Genomic DNA, 16,627 nt, shown 5'->3' with positions numbered 1-16,627 from the left:
TACCAGATTGGCAAACAAAGGCGTCTCTGGATTTTTACCAGATAAATCAAATTGATTTAACGTGGATTTAAATATGGTAGCAATGGCGGGACTTGAACCTGCGACCCCAGCATTATGAGTGCTGTGCTCTAACCAGCTGAGCTACATTGCCATGGCTGGGGTACTAGGATTCGAACCTAGGTATGCCGGGATCAAAACCCGGTGCCTTACCGCTTGGCGATACCCCAAAAACTGAGAAACATGAAATGATGGCTGGGGTACTAGGATTCGAACCTAGGTATGCCGGGATCAAAACCCGGTGCCTTACCGCTTGGCGATACCCCATCACTAACTTGTTTCATACATCCGCTTACGCCGATGTTTAAAAATAATGGTACGGGAAGAGAGACTTGAACTCTCACACCTTTCGGCACCAGAACCTAAATCTGGCGTGTCTACCAATTTCACCATTCCCGCACTGCTTCAAGTTGACATCCTGAATTGATGCTAGCAAACGCTAGGATAACGAAATGGTAGCAATGGCGGGACTTGAACCTGCGACCCCAGCATTATGAGTGCTGTGCTCTAACCAGCTGAGCTACATTGCCACTTCGTTATTGCGCGCCCCTCGTAGCGAGGAACGGGGCGTATTATGCTTATTCGAGGTATCGAGGTCAACAGCTTTTTTTCGCTATTTTCCTTGAGACAAACCGTTCGGCTATTACTTCACCAAACTGAGCAACAGATGCGCTAAATCGACCTCTGTTGCCCGTATTTTGCCTTACTTTCTAAAGCTTAGCCCTTTGTCAAACCCGTTATACGTTAAACAGGAAGTGCATTACATCGCCGTCTTGAACAATGTATGTCTTGCCTTCTACACGTAACTTACCCGCTTCTTTGGCGCCCGCTTCACCTTTATAGGTAATAAAGTCGTCAAATGCCATCACTTGAGCACGAATAAAGCCACGTTCGAAGTCGGTGTGGATAACACCCGCTGCTTGTGGTGCAGTCGCGCCTACAGAAACGGTCCAAGCGCGCACTTCTTTTACACCCGCTGTAAAGTAAGTTTGCAGGCTCAGTAATTGGTAACCAGCGCGGATCACGCGGTCTAACCCTGGCTCTTCTAAACCGAGGTCAGCCATAAACTCATCACGCTCTTCGGCCTCCATTTCAGCCAGTTCTGACTCAATGGCGGCGCACACAGACACAACAATGGCGTTTTCTTTTTCAGCAATGGCACGCACTGCATCTAAGTGTGGGTTATTTTCGAAACCATCTTCAGCCACGTTCGCGATGTACATGGTTGGCTTTAAGGTTAAGAAGTTTAAGTAAGCAACCGCTTCTAATTCTTCTTTAGACAGCTCCATAGAACGCAACATATGGCCTTCATCGAGGATTGGACGCATCTTCTCGAGAACATCCACTTCAAACTTAGCGTCTTTGTCGCCGCCCTTAGCGCGTTTTTGTTGACGGATCACCGCACGCTCTAAGCTGTCTAAGTCGGCTAATGCCAATTCAGTGTTAATGACTTCGATATCGCGCGCAGGGTCAACACGGTTAGCCACGTGGACAATGTTGTCATCTTCAAAGCAACGCACAACGTGACCGATGGCATCGGTTTCGCGGATGTTAGCAAGGAACTTGTTACCTAGGCCTTCACCTTTCGACGCGCCCGCGACTAGACCAGCAATATCCACGAATTCCATTGTGGTTGGCAGCACACGTTGCGGATTAACAATCGCCGCCAGCGCGTCTAAGCGTGGATCCGGCACAGGTACAACGCCAGTGTTTGGCTCGATGGTACAAAACGGGAAGTTTGCCGCTTCGATGCCAGCCTTAGTTAACGCATTAAAAAGCGTTGATTTACCTACGTTAGGAAGACCAACAATGCCGCATTTAAAACCCATATTCTTACCTTTCTCTCGATGATAGGCTGGCGAGTCACACTCACCAGCAAGTTTATAGTCACCCTGCCCTTAGGCAGTACATTAATTAATTCTATTGTCCTGGTGTTCGCTGTTCTTTTCGCAGGCCGCGAGCACAGGGCTTACTCCGCTTTAAAGGAGTGTAAGCGAGTCATGGCTTTCACCATGTCCTCTTTAAATAGCACTTCAGTGGAACGTACGGCTTCATCTACGGCGGCGTTGATCAGCTCTTGTTCTTTGGCTGGCGCCTTACCCAGTACGTAACCACTGACTTTATTCTTATCGCCGGGATGGCCAATCCCAATCCGTAAACGATAGAAGTTTTTATCATTAGCCAGTTTAGCAATAATGTCTTTTAAACCGTTATGGCCACCATGACCGCCACCGAGTTTAAATTTAGCCACACCGGGCGGCATATCCAACTCATCGTGGGCCACTAGAATTTCTTCAGGCGTAATTCGGAAGAAATTCGCTAAGGCCCCCACGGCTTTGCCGCTTAAGTTCATATAAGTCGTTGGGATCAGCAAACGCACATCTTTGCCATGCAATACGGCTCTGGCGGTGAGGCCAAAATACTTGCTATCCGGCACTAAGCTGACGCCACAGATGCGGGCCAATTCTTCCACATACCAAGCACCCGCATTATGGCGAGTCTGCGCATATTCGGCGCCCGGATTGGCAAGACCTACGATTAATTTAATTTCGCTCATGACACCCACTAATGGCACTCAATACTGTGTTAATTGGTCGATGGCAAAGTGCACATGGACGACCATCTTGAGTTAATAATGCCGCTTATGCTCGTTAAAAACGCGGCATTTTAGCACTCAATGCGTAAGTCAACAAATGCCGAGTGAGTCAGCACTCTCGATGTGGCCTAATTGAGGCCCATCGCATACTTCAGCACGGTTCGCTTGATGGGGGAGTTAATATTGGCCAGTTTTAACGCGCCATTACGCAGTAATTTAAGTGGCAGAATGTCGTTACTAAAGCCTGCGTAAAACACATCCATGGTCGTCATCATCAGCTGATTATCGCGATAACGCTTGGCTTGATAGGCGTTTAATACCTCGGTGGACCACCAAGGTTTATCCTCGGTTAATGCAGCCTTGATTACCGTTAGTAAGGCCTCGACATCTTTAAAGCCGAGGTTAACCCCTTGGCCAGCCAACGGGTTAATTGTGTGCGCCGCATCCCCTAAAATCACCACATTCGACTTAAAATAGGCATTCGCGTGGCGGCGCGTGAGGGCAAAACTGCCTTTGGCTTCAACGGTAAAGTCGCTGTCTAAGCGAGCGGGAAAATGTTGGCGAATTTGGTCGGCAAGCTGCTTATGATTCAGCTGCATTAACTGTTTAATGCGATTGGCATCGTCATACCAGACTAACGACGCATGATTGCCGGGGAGAGGTAATAACGAGCGCGGGCCGTTAGGGGTAAATTGTTGCCAAGTGACATCTTGCTGACCTTGGGCGGTTTGGATATTAATCAGCATCGCCGATTGGGCATAGTCCCACCCAGAGATGCCAATCCCCGCCCATTGGCGCACCTGCGAGTTGGCGCCATCAGCTCCGATGAGCAGCTTTGCCTCAAGTTGAATACCGGATTGTAAGTGCACACTCACCCCGTCTGTGAGGCGCGAAAATGTCGCCACACGTTCGGGGCAAAACAATTTAATCGCATCCCATTGCTGCATTTGCTCCCACAGGGCAAGTTGCACCAAACGGTTTTCAACAATATGCCCTAAATGGCTTGCGCCGATTTGTGAGCTATGGAATTGAGTAATGCAGCCATCAAGCTCCCAGGTTTCTAAGCCCAGATAAGGCACATTACGCATGTTAAGCAGGCTCTCGAGCGCGCCTAACTGCCCGAGCAACTGTTCAGAGGCCACGCTTATCGCCGACACACGCACATCTAATGCCTGCTCAGGGGAATAAGCCTCGGGGGCAAATGATTCAATCACGGCCACCTGTAATCCTTGCTTTGCCAGCCCTATGGCCGTCGCCGCCCCCACCATGCCGCCACCAACTAAAATCACATCAAATACGCGAGTGTCTGAGGTTGTCTGTTCAGGCTGCAGTGTTTGGCTTATCGCTTGACTCATCTTAGTTACCACTCTTTACTGTTCTTTCCATTTATCTGACGCACTTTATCTCAGTTAAAGCACATCACTTTATCTCAGTTAAAGCACATCACTCTTAATCGGGACATTGTTAAAAGCATGTCAATTTCGGCTCAACGGTGAGCAAATGTTGCTAGAGGGGCATTTGCTCACAGTTGCTTACAAAGGCGAGTTTTCCCTTCCCTTAAACCCGTTACACTCTAAAACATCCCCGCGGGAATTTAAGGCTGTCAGCGGGGTTCAATCGATTAGCCTCTCACTTAGCGAGCCCTAGCCGTTCGGGACGAGTTACCAGTGAATCCACTTAATAGAGTTAGTGAGGATGTCATGAAAACACTCATCCACTTGCAGATAGCCAGTAGTCTACTAATTTGCAGCGCGATCCCATTTAGTTATGCCTTGGCCGCAACACCAACGATGGAAACCATCACCGTCAGCTACCGCGATCCCGTCGATTATGCCTTATATATACATACCACGGAAATGTTGAGCGTATTTCGACTCGAAATCCGTGAAGACATTAGCATTCAAGCCCGTAATAGCTTGTTAGAAATGGCAAATGCCGCCCAATTTAGCCAACCATCGCTCGCGCAAAATCAACCAACTGAGATAAACCTAGCTTCTTTGTGGGTATCACAATATCAGGGCATTAGCGAGTAAAAATGTGGACAAAGCTGGTCAGCAGCCATAACTGCGGGTAAAATGTCGCGCTATTTTGACTGGGCGGTCTGTTGGTCTTTTTATGGGGCAACGACGGCTCAGGACTCTTTTTACAGGGCAGCGTAGGGCAACACAACTGATGAGCAAAAAACTCCATATTAAAACTTGGGGCTGTCAAATGAATGAGTACGACTCATCCAAGATGGCGGATCTTTTAGGCGAATACCAAGGTTACACCTTAACTGAAGAAGCGGAAGAAGCAGATATTCTACTGCTAAACACTTGTTCTATCCGCGAAAAAGCACAGGAAAAAGTGTTCCATCAGTTAGGTCGTTGGAAGACCCTCAAAGATAAAAATCCCGATCTGATTATTGGGGTTGGTGGTTGTGTTGCATCGCAGGAAGGTAAAGCGATCAAAGACCGCGCTCATTGCGTTGACATTATCTTTGGACCACAGACACTGCACCGTCTGCCAGATATGATCGAGCAAGTGCGTCGTGGCGAAAAGGCCGTGATCGACGTGAGCTTCCCTGAAATCGAAAAGTTTGACCGTCTACCAGAACCGCGCGCCGAAGGCCCAACGGCGTTTGTGTCTATCATGGAAGGTTGCAGCAAGTACTGTTCATTCTGCGTGGTGCCTTATACCCGTGGTGAAGAAGTCAGCCGTCCATCGGACGACATCATCCTCGAGATTGCCCAACTGGCAGAACAAGGTGTGCGCGAAGTCAACCTGCTCGGTCAAAACGTTAACGCCTACCGTGGTGCAACCCACGACGGCGGCATTTGTACCTTTGCCGAGCTATTACGCTATGTTGCCGCTATCGATGGTATCGACCGTATTCGCTTCACCACCAGTCACCCGATTGAATTTACGCAGGATATTATCGACGTTTACGAAGATACTCCTGAATTAGTCAGCTTCCTGCACTTACCAGTGCAATCGGGTTCTGACCGCATTCTGACGGCAATGAAGCGTGGTCATATGGCGATTGAGTACAAGTCAATCATCCGCCGTCTGCGCAAGGCCCGTCCTGATATCCAAATCAGCTCTGACTTTATCATTGGCTTCCCAGGCGAAACCAAAGAAGACTTCGCCGATACCATGAAGCTGATTGAAGATGTGGCGTTTGACCACAGCTTTAGCTTTATTTACAGTGCGCGCCCAGGTACACCTGCGGCAGATTTACCCGATGACGTTGATATGGAAGAGAAAAAGCAGCGTCTGGCGATTCTGCAGGACCGTATCACTCAACAAGCCATGCGTTACAGCCGCCATATGATGGGCACAGTACAACGTATTCTGGTTGAAGGCCCATCGGTGAAAAACCCTATGGAGCTGCGCGGCCGTACCGAAAACAACCGTGTCGTCAACTTCGAAGGTCTACCGAAGCACATTGGTAGCTTTGTGGATGTCGAAATTGTCGACGTTTACACTAACTCACTACGCGGTAAATTTATCCGTGGTGAAGATGAGATGGATCTGCGCCGCAACCTGCGCCCATCGGATATTCTGGCCAAACACAAACAGGATGACGATCTCGGTGTGACACAATTTAAACCTTAAGGGTTTAAAATCGAGCGAGTAGCACCTATATCAGGGCGACATGGTTTAGTTAACCTCAGTGTCGCCCTTTTTGTTTTGTGTACTTTTGCCTTCTATAGAGCAGTCATTCAAAACCCTTGGGCTTAACGATTTTCCGTTAGCAATTATCCGTTATGGCTCGTAAACTGAGATTATCTTCTGATTAGAGACTGCGATAGCAAACAGGCATCGCACTTGGCTTTTCATTCAGCACTTTGCTTGGTATTTGACAATAGGAGTACTATTTGTCCAGTAAATTAACCACAATGAATCTGTATCTCGAACCCGCAGAAACCCGCCGTTTGGCCTCGCTGTGCGGTCCCTTCGATGACAATATCAAACAGATTGAGCGTCGCGTTGGCGTTGAGATAGTCCGTAAGAACAACCATTTTCAAATTACCGGACTGCCGCGTAACTGTTTAAGTGCCAATAACTTACTTAAGCAGCTCTATATCGAAACCCAAACGGTCAAGGGCAGCACGCCAGATCTCGATCCTGAGCAGGTGCATTTGGCAATTCAAGAAGCCATCGCCCTCGAACAGGACGACAGCGGTGATGATAAAGCCTTATTTATCAAAACTCGCCGTGGCGTCATTAAACCGCGTAACCCCAACCAAAGCACCTATGTGGCCAACATTGTGCGCCATGATATTACCTTTGGTATTGGCCCAGCGGGAACGGGTAAAACCTATTTAGCGGTGGCCGCCGCCGTTGATGCATTAGAGCGTCAAGAAGTGCGCCGTATTCTGCTCACCCGCCCCGCAGTTGAAGCAGGGGAAAAACTCGGCTTCTTACCCGGCGATTTAAGCCAGAAAGTCGACCCATACCTACGACCACTTTATGACGCCTTGTTTGAAATGCTCGGCTTTGAAAAGGTGGAACGCTTAATCGAGAAAAACGTCATCGAAGTGGCGCCGCTCGCCTATATGCGTGGTCGCACCCTAAACGATGCCTTTATTATTCTCGATGAGAGCCAAAACACCACGGTCGAACAGATGAAAATGTTCTTAACCCGTATTGGCTTTAACTCACGCGCGGTGATCACCGGTGACATCACCCAGACAGACTTGCCTAAACATGTTAAGTCGGGTCTGCGCCACGCCATTGAAGTCCTGAGCCAAGTCGAGGAAATCAGCTTTAACTTCTTCGTGTCTCAAGACGTAGTGCGCCACCCTGTGGTTGCTCGGATTGTTGAAGCCTATGATGCTTACGATCGTAAAGAGCAGGCATTAAAGGCTGAAAAAGAGCGCCGCGACTATCAACACGCGCAATCAAAAACACAAGAGGAAGTCTTAAAGCATGAGTCTTGATTTAGCCTTAGATGTGCAATACGCCACGGCGAGTGACTATCTGCCGAGTGAAGAGCAGTTTGCCCTCTGGGTAAAAACCGCCATTGGTAACAGCATGGAACAGGCGGAGCTGACCATTCGCATCGTCGATTCCCGTGAAAGCCAAATGCTAAACAGCACGTACAGAGGAAAAGACAAACCGACCAATGTGCTATCGTTTCCCTTTGAAGCACCGCCAGAAATTGAACTTCCACTGCTTGGAGATCTTGTCATTTGTGCCACAGTCGTTGAAAATGAAGCGCGTGAACAAGATAAAACCCTAGAAGCCCATTGGGCACACATGGTTGTACATGGTTGCCTGCATCTGCTAGGTTATGATCACATTGAAGACGAAGAAGCCGAAGAGATGGAGTCGTTAGAGACTCAACTCATTGAAAGCTTAGGTTTTACTGACCCATATAAGGAACAATAATTAACCGCGGTGCAAAGCATCAAGGTTAATGAGAAAACTATGAGTGACGATATCCCCCCGAGTACGAGCGCCCAAAAGAAAGGCTGGTTTGACAGAGTAAGCCAGTTATTTCAGGGCGAACCTCAAAATCGTGAAGACTTAGTCGATGTGATTGATGGCGCAGAGCAGCGCGAGTTAATCACCGAAGACACCCGCGAAATGATCAAAGGTGTATTAGAAGTTTCTGATATGCGTGTTCGGGATATTATGATCCCGCGTGCTCAAATTGTCGCAATACAAATCGACAATACCGTCGAAGAGTTGCTCGCAACTGTTATCGGTTCAGGCCATTCTCGCTTCCCTGTGGTTAACGAAGATAAGGACCATATCGAAGGCATTTTACTGGCTAAAGATTTGATCCCTTATGGTTTTTCAAACAGTGACGAACCCTTCTCCCTTGAGCGCGTGATCCGCCCCGCCGTCGTTGTGCCAGAGAGCAAACGCGTCGACGTGTTACTCAAAGAATTCCGCTCCCAGCGTTACCATATGGCGATTGTCGTCGACGAATACGGCGGAGTATCGGGTCTAGTGACCATTGAAGATATTCTCGAAGAAATCGTCGGTGAGATTGAAGACGAATTCGACCACGATAGCCCTGAAGACACTGAGATCCGCAAGGTCGGTAACACTGTCTACATGGTAAAAGCGTTGACGCCTATCGAGGATTTTAACGAAGAATTCAATACTCACTTCAGCGATGAAGAGTTTGATACCGTCGGTGGTTTAGTGTCCCATGCCTTTGGTCATCTACCAGAGCGTAATGAGAGCATTATGATCGAAGGTATTGAATTTAAAGTCATCAATGCCGATACCAGACGCTTAATCCAACTCAGAGTTAAACTCCCGGATCCCAATGTCGGTGAAGACGTAGAATAACCCTCTGCGTAAGAATAACGCTCAGTGTAAGAAGAATTATCCGTGCTAACTAACATTCGGGCTTTTGCCCAACAAAAGTCCCGACTGAGCGTGTTACGGCTCGTGCTGGCGTTTATTTTAGGCGCCAGTACGGCGCTTTCCTTTGCCCCTTATTCCTTGTGGATTATCTATCCCGTCGCCATGGCCTTAGCCCTGTGGCTGAGTGACTCCTTGACTCCTAAAGCCAGCTTCTTCCATTGGTTAAGCTTTGGTTTTGGCTGTTTTGCCGTTGGGATCAGTTGGGTGCATGTCAGTATGGACACCTTCGGTGGCCTACCCTTGGCCGCCTCAGTGGGGCTAATGGCACTGTTAGCCCTCTATTTAGCCCTCTATCCGGCCTTAACGGGTCTCGGTTTAGCGTGGTTGACCCGCACTAATACTCCCTCGCTATGGCGTAACCTGCTCCTCTTCCCCGCGCTTTGGGTCTTAACCGAATGGGCTAGAGGCTGGGTAATGACAGGGTTTCCCTGGATCTGGGCTGGTTACTCCCAAACCCAAGGTCCATTAAAGGAACTCGCGAGTATTATTGGTGCACTAGGACTCAGTTTCTTAATTGCGATGCTCGCAGGCGCCTTAGCCCTGTGTTTTAGCAAGCGCTACAAAAGCCTGTTGATTTTACTGCCCATCATCGCGGCTGCGGCTTGGGTTGCCCCAAAGCTAACGCAAATCCAACCGACAGGCGAGTCAGTCAAAGTTGCACTAGTGCAGGGAAACATTCCCCAAAGTATGAAATGGGAACCCGAGTCGCTCTGGCCAACCCTACTGAAATACATGGATTTATCCCGTGAGCACTTCGACGCTGACATTATCGTCTGGCCAGAAGCAGCGATCCCTGCACCTGACTACCAAGTGCAAGACTTTTTGGATAATGCTAACAAGGTCGCCAACCTTAACCACACTTCAATCATCACGGGGATTATTAGCCGTCAACAGAACGAGTTTTATAACTCTTTGATCGTGCTAGGTAACCATAATCAGAAACAGCAAGATACGCCGGATTATGAGAGCGGTGGCAGCAACCAGTTTAAGAAACACCATCTACTGCCTATCGGCGAGTTTGTACCCTTTCAAGCCTTACTGCGCCCGATCGCACCTTTCTTCAATCTGCCGATGTCTTCCTTCGCTCGGGGCGATTATCAACAGCCGAACTTGAGCGCCGTAGGCCATAAAATTGCTCCGGCAATTTGTTATGAAATCGCCTTCCCAGAGCAGCTGCGTGACAGTGTTAACCTCGGCACCGATCTGCTGTTAACCGTATCGAACGATGCGTGGTTTGGCACCTCAAATGGGCCGTTGCAGCATATGGAAATCGCCCAAATGCGCGCCATCGAATTGGGCCGTCCGCTAGTGCGCGCCACCAACAACGGCGTGACCGCGGTAGTTGATGAGAAAGGCAATATCACAGCTGCACTACCGCAATTCGAAACGGGCGTGCTAAGCGCGACGATTCCACTGGTGACAGGCCAAACTTGGTTTGCCAAAATCGGTCAAACACCACTGCTACTGCTGTGTGGTGCGCTGCTGTTAGTCGGGTTTATTCGTCGTAAAAAATAACAATAGAGTTAGAAATTGATTAATCAGAAACGCATTCAAGGTTTTACCTTAATCGAACTCGTCGTCGTTATCATAGTGCTCGGGATTTTAGCGGTTATTGCGGCGCCGAAATTTATCGGTATGAGCAAAGAGGCGCGGGAGAAAAGTCTGCTGCAACTCCAAGCCAGCGTCAAAACCGCCAATACCTTGGCCTATTCCAAGACCCAAATGCCCAGTTTGCAAAGCCAAGCCGTTGTGGGCCGTGACGATATTATCGACATCGACCTCGATGGTAATGGCACGGTCGACACTCGTCTCAAGTGGGGATATCTGGACAATACCGATATCGAAAAATGGATAACGAAAGACGATAAACTCGTTATTCAATACCAAGGCATTGATATTACTTATATTGGTTACGACTTAAATGACAATTCTATCGTCGACGACGATCAGTGTTATTTCCGCTACACCCAAGCTGCCGATTCGAGCACTCCGCCGCTTTACGATATCAATGTTCAAGGCTGTTGATGACTCACAAAAAAACGACGCTAAGCGTCGTTTTTTATTTATGCACGTTGAAGCAATCCCCTTAAGGCGTTAATGCCTCGCGGGTAAACTCTTCATGGTCACACTCGGGGCAATCTGGGATCACTCCCGGGAACTCGATACTCATTTCATGGCCGCAGTTAGTGCATACCATCACCCCTTGACTGACAATATCGCCACTCTGGTAATAGCCGTGGTGCTTGAAGTCTTGAGTCAACTCGTGCCACTCCACTTGGCTGCGGTCAGTGATTTCACTTAACCAATGCCAAAGGGTGTTTTCAAGGGTGATCACCGTCGGGCTGTGGCTTAAGCTGTCAGCATTTTGCTCACGCAAAAAGCTGGCGATATCACGCTTTAAGAATTGCTCCACTAAGGCGAGCTCATCTTCCCCCGCTTGTTCTTTGAGGCGTAAAAACTCCTTCCCTTGAGTGACAGACTTAAATAAATTCTTTGCAGTCAGCGAGTTATCTTCCGCAAATTGCGCTTTCACTTCGTTAATTAAGGCTTGATACAGTCCCAGTAGCGCACTACTTCTATCATTCATAACCAATACTCCTTCATAGAACCTTTTTAATGCATCGCTTCTAGTTTATTCTATGCAGATCTTATTCGCGTCGATATGGCGTTAGATCAAATAAATAGGCGGCACTGCCGGAAATAGCGTGATGCAAGAGCAATATAATCCCTCAGAAATTGAAGCCTTAGTGCAAAAGCACTGGCACGACAACAAAACCTTTGAAGTTACTGAAGATGCGAACAAAGAAAAGTTTTATTGCCTTTCGATGTTCCCCTATCCTTCAGGTCGACTCCACATGGGACACGTTCGCAACTATACCATAGGCGATGTGGTTGCCCGCTTCCAGCGTCTTCAAGGCAAAAACGTGCTACAACCTATCGGTTGGGACTCTTTCGGTTTGCCTGCAGAAAACGCCGCAATCAACAACAAAACAGCCCCAGCACCATGGACTTATCAAAATATTGAGTACATGAAGAATCAGCTAAAACTGTTAGGTTTTGGCTATGACTGGAGCCGTGAAATCGCCACTTGTACCCCAGAATACTACCGCTGGGAACAATGGTTCTTCACTAAACTTTACGAAAAAGGCTTAGTTTACAAGAAAACAGCCTCTGTTAACTGGTGCCCTAACGATGAAACCGTACTGGCCAACGAGCAGGTACAAGACGGTTGCTGCTGGCGTTGTGATACCCCTGTAGAACAAAAAGAAATTCCACAGTGGTTCATTAAGATCACCGCCTACGCCGAAGAACTGTTAAACGATATCGACACCTTAGACGGCTGGCCTGAGCAAGTTAAGACCATGCAGCGCAACTGGATTGGTCGCAGCGAAGGCGTTGAGATGACCTTCGGTGTGGCAGGTAGCGACAAGTCATTCGATATCTACACAACCCGTCCCGATACCCTGATGGGCGTAACCTATGTGGCGATTGCTGCGGGTCATCCATTAGCTGAATTAGCCGCTCAAACTAACCCTGAGCTGGCTCAATTTATTGAAGAGTGCAAAAACAGCACCACTTCAGAAGCCGATTTAGCCACCATGGAAAAACGCGGTGTCGCGACTGGTCTTTATGCGATTCACCCCATCACAGGCAAACAAGTGCCTATTTGGGCGGCGAACTTTGTACTGATGAACTACGGCACTGGTGCCGTGATGTCAGTCCCTGGCCACGACCAACGCGATTACGAATTTGCTAAAAAGTACAATCTGTCCATCGAAGCGGTAATCAAGCCTGTTGATGGCGAGTTAGACATCAGCGAAGCGGCTTACACCGAAAAAGGCGTACTGTTTAACTCTGGCGAGTTCGACGGTTTAGACTTTGACGGCGCCTTCAATGCCATCGCCGACAAGTTAGTGGCTGAAGGTAAAGGCAAACGCCAAGTAAACTACCGTCTACGCGACTGGGGTGTATCACGTCAACGTTACTGGGGCGCACCGATTCCTATGGTGACCTTAGCCGACGGCACTGTTATTCCTACGCCTGAAGATCAACTGCCAGTGATTCTGCCAGAAGATGTGGTGATGGATGGTATTCAAAGCCCAATCAAGGCTGATAAAGAGTGGGCGAAAACCCAAGTTAACGGCCAAGATGCGCTACGCGAAACCGATACCTTCGATACCTTTATGGAGTCTTCTTGGTATTACGCCCGTTACTGCAGCCCACAAGCAGACCAAATGTTAGATCCAACCAAGGCTAACTACTGGTTACCCGTGGATCAGTATATTGGTGGTATCGAACACGCTTGTATGCACTTGTTATACTTCCGCTTCTTCCACAAGTTGCTGCGTGATGCGGGTCTGGTTAACTCTAACGAGCCAGCGAAACAACTGCTGACTCAGGGCATGGTTTTAGCCGATGCCTTCTACTACAACAACGACAAAGGTGCCCGTGTATGGGTGTCTCCGCTGGATGTAGTGACCACAGAAAAAGACGACAAGGGCCGAGTCACCAAAGCCATCGATAAAGACGGTAACGAACTGGTTTACACCGGTATGTGCAAGATGTCTAAGTCGAAAAACAACGGTATCGACCCACAGGTGATGGTAGAGAAATACGGTGCCGACACAGTGCGTCTGTTTATGATGTTCGCATCACCACCAGAATTAACGCTGGAATGGCAAGAGTCAGGCGTTGAAGGCGCACACCGCTTTATCAAACGTCTGTGGAAACTGGCCAGCGATTATGTGGCGCAGGACAACAGTGAAGCCTTAGACGTTAGCAAATTAACTAGCGAGCAAAAAGCGCTGCGCCGTGAAGTGCACAAGACCATCGCTAAGGTGACCGATGATATCGGCCGTCGTCAGATGTTCAACACTGCGGTTGCCGCCGTGATGGAACTGATGAACCACCTGCAAAAAGCGCCACAAACCACAGGTCAAGACCGAGCCATTATCGGTGAAGCTTTAACTGCGGTAGTGCGTTTACTGTACCCAATCATCCCACACGTGAGCTTCACCCTGTGGAACGAACTGGGCAACACCAACAGCATCGAAGACAGCCAATGGCCTGTTGTGGATGAATCTGCACTGGTAGAAGACAGCAAACTCATCGTGGTACAAGTGAACGGTAAAGTGCGCGCTAAAATCACTGTCGCTGCCGATGCTGACCAAGCGTCTGTTGAGGCTCTGGGTATGGCGGACGAGCAAGTCATCAAGTACTTAGATGGTGTTACGGTTCGTAAAGTTATCTATGTACCCGGTAAACTGCTCAGCATCGTTGCCAACTAACATCGTTGCTGTGATAAACGGATGCTGTCCACAAGACAAACAGGAAACCGCGAAAACTTATGCTAATTAAACGCTTAGCTTTCGCAATCATGGCGCTGGTCATTATGACCAGCGCAGGTTGCGGTTTTAAGCTTCAACGTAGCTACCAAATCCCCGAGCAGCTCAATCAACTCAGTTTGAGCAGCTCGGACGAATACAGCGAACTCACCCGTTTGGTGCGTGAGCGGTTACGTTTGAACAACGTCAAGATTGTCGATGCTGCCAATGATGTGCCAGTGTTAAGGCTCATCACAGACTCCTTAGAGCGTTCTACCCTGTCACTTTACCCTACGGGCAATGTGGCTGAGTATGAGCTTATCTATTTCGTCGAATTTGCCGTGGCCTTGCCGGGCAAAGAGGCGCAGCCTTTCAAGATTGAAATTCGCCGCGATTACTTAGACGACCCTCGCACCGCACTGGCGAAAAGCCGTGAGATGGAACTGTTAGTCAAAGAAATGCGTATCCAGGCGGCCGACCGGATCCTGCAATCCATGGCCAGCACAGAGGTGAATTAATGCAGGGTCCAAATTAATGTGGCACTGCAATAAAATGTGGAGAGTGGTTTAAATGCGTGTTTATCCTGATCAACTCTCCCGCCATCTCAATCCGCTTCACGCTTGCTACCTGATTTTTGGTGATGATCCTTGGTTGCTCGAAACCTCCAAGGATCAGATCCGCCAAGCAGCCAAACGCCAAGGGTTTGAAGAGCGTGTTCAGTTAATTCAAGAAACGGGTTTTAACTGGGGTGACTTGACCCAAGAATGGCAGTCCATGAGCCTATTTTCTAGTCGGCGCATCATTGAGCTAACACTACCCAACGCAAAACCCGGTGCAGAGGGTTCGGCGGCGCTACAAGCGTTGCTGCAAACGCCGAATCCCGATGTGCTGCTGATCCTCGAAGGTCCAAAACTCGCCAGCGAGCAAACCAATAGCAAGTGGTTCAAAACCTTGGATAGTTTAGGGATTTATTTGCCCTGCACTACGCCAGAGGGCGATCAATTCAGACGTTGGCTCGACTCACGCATTGCGCACTTTAAGCTGAATTTACAGCCCGATGCGCGCGCTATGCTGTACACACTGTACGAAGGGAATTTACTCGCCGCCGATCAGGCCATGCAGTTACTACAACTGTTAAGCCCAAGCCAGCCTATCGGTGCTGACGAGTTAAGCCATTACTTTGAAGATCAATCCCGCTTTACTGTGTTTCAGCTCACCGATGCGCTGCTGAATAATCGTCAAGACAGTGCTCAGCATATGCTGGCCCAGCTCAACGGTGAAGGCACGGCCATGCCGATTTTACTCTGGGCCTTATTCAAAGAGCTACAGTTACTGCTTAGCCTCAAGAGTGAACAAGCCCAAGGCGCGCCCTTAAATAGCCTGTTTGGTAAACATCGAATTTGGGATAAACGCAAACCCTTGTACCAAACTGCGTTGCAGCGCTTAAGCCTCATCCAAATCGAACATATGCTTGCCTTCGCGTCTAAGCTGGAGCTGAACCTAAAGCAATTAGGCCATGAAGATTGGACAGGGCTCAGCCACCTGTGCTTATTATTCGATCCTAAGGCCCACGGCCATTTGGCCCATATCAGCTTAGATTAAGGCACTGACTGAATGCGTATCGGTATTTTAGGCGGCACCTTCGACCCCATACATTACGGCCATATTCGCCCCGCGATGGAAGTCAAAGCCAGTCTCAAGCTGGATAACATCCTGCTGATGCCCAACCATATTCCGCCGCATAAAAACACCACCCACTCGAGCACGGCGCAGCGGCTCGAAATGGTCGCGCAGGTATGTGAGGCATTAACAGGTTTCGAGCTTTGTGATATCGAAGCTAAACGCAACAGCCCATCCTATACGGTTGTCACCCTAAAGCAATTAAGTCGGCTTTATCCCGATGACGAACTGTTTTTTATCATGGGGATGGATTCGTTTATTCACCTGCAAAGCTGGCACAAATGGCAGCAACTGTTTGAATTAGCCAATATTGTGGTATGTCAGCGCCCGGGCTGGCATTTAGCCGAAGGGCACCCAATGCAGCATGAGCTCAGCGCACGTCACGCAACGCTTGAAGCCTTAAGTCACTCAAGCGCGCCGCAACATGGGCGCATCTTTACCGTCGACATCAGCCCACAGGATATTTCGTCCACCCAAATTCGCTCACAGCTGGCCATGGGGGAAATTCCACAGGACGCCCTCCTACCCGTCACTCTAAATTACATTCAAAAACAACGGCTTTATTTTTCCTAGGCTGAAAATCAAGCGCTAAGAGTACAAA

15 protein-coding genes and 5 tRNA genes are annotated in these 16,627 nt (G+C 48.8%); 11 read left to right on the top strand and 9 right to left on the bottom strand.

Annotation, left to right across the window (positions count from 1 at the left end):
* Positions 1-74: 74 nt before the first annotated feature.
* The 8 genes from SHEWMR4_RS05255 to SHEWMR4_RS05220 all read right to left on the bottom strand — a co-directional run bounded on the left by SHEWMR4_RS05255 (position 75) and on the right by SHEWMR4_RS05220 (position 4,008).
* Positions 75-151, bottom strand: a tRNA-Met gene (locus SHEWMR4_RS05255).
* Between the two features lies 1 nt (position 152).
* Positions 153-227, bottom strand: a tRNA-Gln gene (locus SHEWMR4_RS05250).
* Positions 228-249: 22 nt separating this feature from the next.
* Positions 250-324 (bottom strand) — tRNA-Gln (locus SHEWMR4_RS05245).
* A gap of 47 nt (positions 325-371) precedes the next feature.
* Positions 372-456, bottom strand: a tRNA-Leu gene (locus tag SHEWMR4_RS05240).
* A 54-nt stretch (positions 457-510) separates the two neighbouring features.
* Positions 511-587: transfer RNA gene (locus tag SHEWMR4_RS05235), tRNA-Met, on the bottom strand.
* A gap of 207 nt (positions 588-794) precedes the next feature.
* A complete protein-coding gene (gene ychF / locus SHEWMR4_RS05230; protein WP_011621800.1) occupies positions 795-1,886 on the bottom strand; it encodes a redox-regulated ATPase YchF in 1,092 nt (363 codons plus the stop codon).
* Between the two features lie 140 nt (positions 1,887-2,026).
* Complete coding sequence (gene pth / locus SHEWMR4_RS05225) at positions 2,027-2,614, bottom strand: aminoacyl-tRNA hydrolase (RefSeq protein ID WP_011621799.1); 588 nt, start codon at positions 2,612-2,614, stop codon at positions 2,027-2,029.
* A 167-nt stretch (positions 2,615-2,781) separates the two neighbouring features.
* Positions 2,782-4,008: an FAD-dependent monooxygenase gene (locus SHEWMR4_RS05220; RefSeq protein ID WP_011621798.1), complete on the bottom strand. Its 1,227-nt coding sequence runs from the start codon at positions 4,006-4,008 to the stop codon at positions 2,782-2,784.
* A gap of 345 nt (positions 4,009-4,353) precedes the next feature.
* On the opposite strand from SHEWMR4_RS05220, the gene SHEWMR4_RS05215 reads away from it, so the two are divergent.
* From SHEWMR4_RS05215 to SHEWMR4_RS05185, 7 genes are all read left to right on the top strand, one after another.
* Positions 4,354-4,686, top strand: a complete 333-nt coding sequence (locus tag SHEWMR4_RS05215) for a hypothetical protein (protein WP_011621797.1) — start codon at positions 4,354-4,356, stop codon at positions 4,684-4,686.
* Positions 4,687-4,825: 139 nt separating this feature from the next.
* Positions 4,826-6,250, top strand: a complete 1,425-nt coding sequence (gene miaB, locus SHEWMR4_RS05210) for a tRNA (N6-isopentenyl adenosine(37)-C2)-methylthiotransferase MiaB (protein WP_011621796.1) — start codon at positions 4,826-4,828, stop codon at positions 6,248-6,250.
* A 263-nt stretch (positions 6,251-6,513) separates the two neighbouring features.
* A complete protein-coding gene (locus SHEWMR4_RS05205) occupies positions 6,514-7,578 on the top strand; it encodes a PhoH family protein (RefSeq protein ID WP_011621795.1) in 1,065 nt (354 codons plus the stop codon).
* Complete coding sequence (gene ybeY / locus SHEWMR4_RS05200) at positions 7,568-8,029, top strand: rRNA maturation RNase YbeY (protein WP_011621794.1); 462 nt, start codon at positions 7,568-7,570, stop codon at positions 8,027-8,029. The genes SHEWMR4_RS05205 and ybeY overlap by 11 nt, the downstream gene beginning before the upstream one ends.
* Before the next feature lie 39 nt (positions 8,030-8,068).
* Positions 8,069-8,944 carry a CNNM family magnesium/cobalt transport protein CorC gene (gene corC, locus SHEWMR4_RS05195; protein WP_011621793.1) on the top strand — a complete coding sequence of 292 codons (876 nt, stop codon included), beginning with the start codon at positions 8,069-8,071 and terminating at the stop codon, positions 8,942-8,944.
* A 42-nt stretch (positions 8,945-8,986) separates the two neighbouring features.
* Positions 8,987-10,537, top strand: a complete 1,551-nt coding sequence (gene lnt / locus SHEWMR4_RS05190; protein ID WP_011621792.1) for an apolipoprotein N-acyltransferase — start codon at positions 8,987-8,989, stop codon at positions 10,535-10,537.
* 15 nt (positions 10,538-10,552) lie between these two features.
* On the top strand, positions 10,553-11,047 hold the full coding sequence (locus SHEWMR4_RS05185; RefSeq protein ID WP_011621791.1) for a type II secretion system protein: 495 nt from the start codon (positions 10,553-10,555) through the stop codon (positions 11,045-11,047).
* Between the two features lie 61 nt (positions 11,048-11,108).
* Here SHEWMR4_RS05185 and SHEWMR4_RS05180 read toward each other — a convergent pair whose 3' ends face one another.
* Positions 11,109-11,609 carry a zinc ribbon-containing protein gene (locus SHEWMR4_RS05180; RefSeq protein ID WP_011621790.1) on the bottom strand — a complete coding sequence of 167 codons (501 nt, stop codon included), beginning with the start codon at positions 11,607-11,609 and terminating at the stop codon, positions 11,109-11,111.
* Positions 11,610-11,730: 121 nt separating this feature from the next.
* On the opposite strand from SHEWMR4_RS05180, the gene leuS reads away from it, so the two are divergent.
* Genes leuS through nadD form a run of 4 tightly spaced genes read left to right on the top strand, consistent with a single transcriptional unit; the run spans position 11,731 to position 16,599 of the window.
* Complete coding sequence (gene leuS / locus SHEWMR4_RS05175) at positions 11,731-14,310, top strand: leucine--tRNA ligase (RefSeq protein WP_011621789.1); 2,580 nt, start codon at positions 11,731-11,733, stop codon at positions 14,308-14,310.
* Positions 14,311-14,369: 59 nt separating this feature from the next.
* Positions 14,370-14,864 carry an LPS assembly lipoprotein LptE gene (gene lptE / locus SHEWMR4_RS05170; protein WP_011621788.1) on the top strand — a complete coding sequence of 165 codons (495 nt, stop codon included), beginning with the start codon at positions 14,370-14,372 and terminating at the stop codon, positions 14,862-14,864.
* 52 nt (positions 14,865-14,916) lie between these two features.
* Positions 14,917-15,948: a DNA polymerase III subunit delta gene (gene holA / locus SHEWMR4_RS05165; RefSeq protein ID WP_011621787.1), complete on the top strand. Its 1,032-nt coding sequence runs from the start codon at positions 14,917-14,919 to the stop codon at positions 15,946-15,948.
* A gap of 12 nt (positions 15,949-15,960) precedes the next feature.
* A complete protein-coding gene (nadD, locus tag SHEWMR4_RS05160) occupies positions 15,961-16,599 on the top strand; it encodes a nicotinate-nucleotide adenylyltransferase (RefSeq protein ID WP_011621786.1) in 639 nt (212 codons plus the stop codon).
* Positions 16,600-16,627: the final 28 nt, after the last annotated feature.

Origin of the sequence: Shewanella sp. MR-4 (assembly GCF_000014685.1) — a bacterium.
Classification (GTDB): Bacteria; Pseudomonadota; Gammaproteobacteria; order Enterobacterales; family Shewanellaceae; genus Shewanella.
This window is presented reverse-complemented; position numbering and strand designations above follow the sequence as displayed.

What these genes read in the sequence shown, in the direction of transcription:
- ychF (WP_011621800.1), bottom strand. Translation starts at nt 1,886, where the DNA reads ATGGGTTTTAAATGCGGCATTGTTGGTCTTCCTAACGTAGGTAAATCA.
- pth (WP_011621799.1), bottom strand. Translation starts at nt 2,614, where the DNA reads ATGAGCGAAATTAAATTAATCGTAGGTCTTGCCAATCCGGGCGCCGAA.
- SHEWMR4_RS05220 (WP_011621798.1), bottom strand. Translation starts at nt 4,008, where the DNA reads ATGAGTCAAGCGATAAGCCAAACACTGCAGCCTGAACAGACAACCTCA.
- SHEWMR4_RS05215 (WP_011621797.1), top strand. Translation starts at nt 4,354, where the DNA reads ATGAAAACACTCATCCACTTGCAGATAGCCAGTAGTCTACTAATTTGC.
- miaB (WP_011621796.1), top strand. Translation starts at nt 4,826, where the DNA reads ATGAGCAAAAAACTCCATATTAAAACTTGGGGCTGTCAAATGAATGAG.
- ybeY (WP_011621794.1), top strand. Translation starts at nt 7,568, where the DNA reads ATGAGTCTTGATTTAGCCTTAGATGTGCAATACGCCACGGCGAGTGAC.
- corC (WP_011621793.1), top strand. Translation starts at nt 8,069, where the DNA reads ATGAGTGACGATATCCCCCCGAGTACGAGCGCCCAAAAGAAAGGCTGG.
- SHEWMR4_RS05180 (WP_011621790.1), bottom strand. Translation starts at nt 11,609, where the DNA reads ATGAATGATAGAAGTAGTGCGCTACTGGGACTGTATCAAGCCTTAATT.
- leuS (WP_011621789.1), top strand. Translation starts at nt 11,731, where the DNA reads ATGCAAGAGCAATATAATCCCTCAGAAATTGAAGCCTTAGTGCAAAAG.
- lptE (WP_011621788.1), top strand. Translation starts at nt 14,370, where the DNA reads ATGCTAATTAAACGCTTAGCTTTCGCAATCATGGCGCTGGTCATTATG.
- holA (WP_011621787.1), top strand. Translation starts at nt 14,917, where the DNA reads ATGCGTGTTTATCCTGATCAACTCTCCCGCCATCTCAATCCGCTTCAC.
- nadD (WP_011621786.1), top strand. Translation starts at nt 15,961, where the DNA reads ATGCGTATCGGTATTTTAGGCGGCACCTTCGACCCCATACATTACGGC.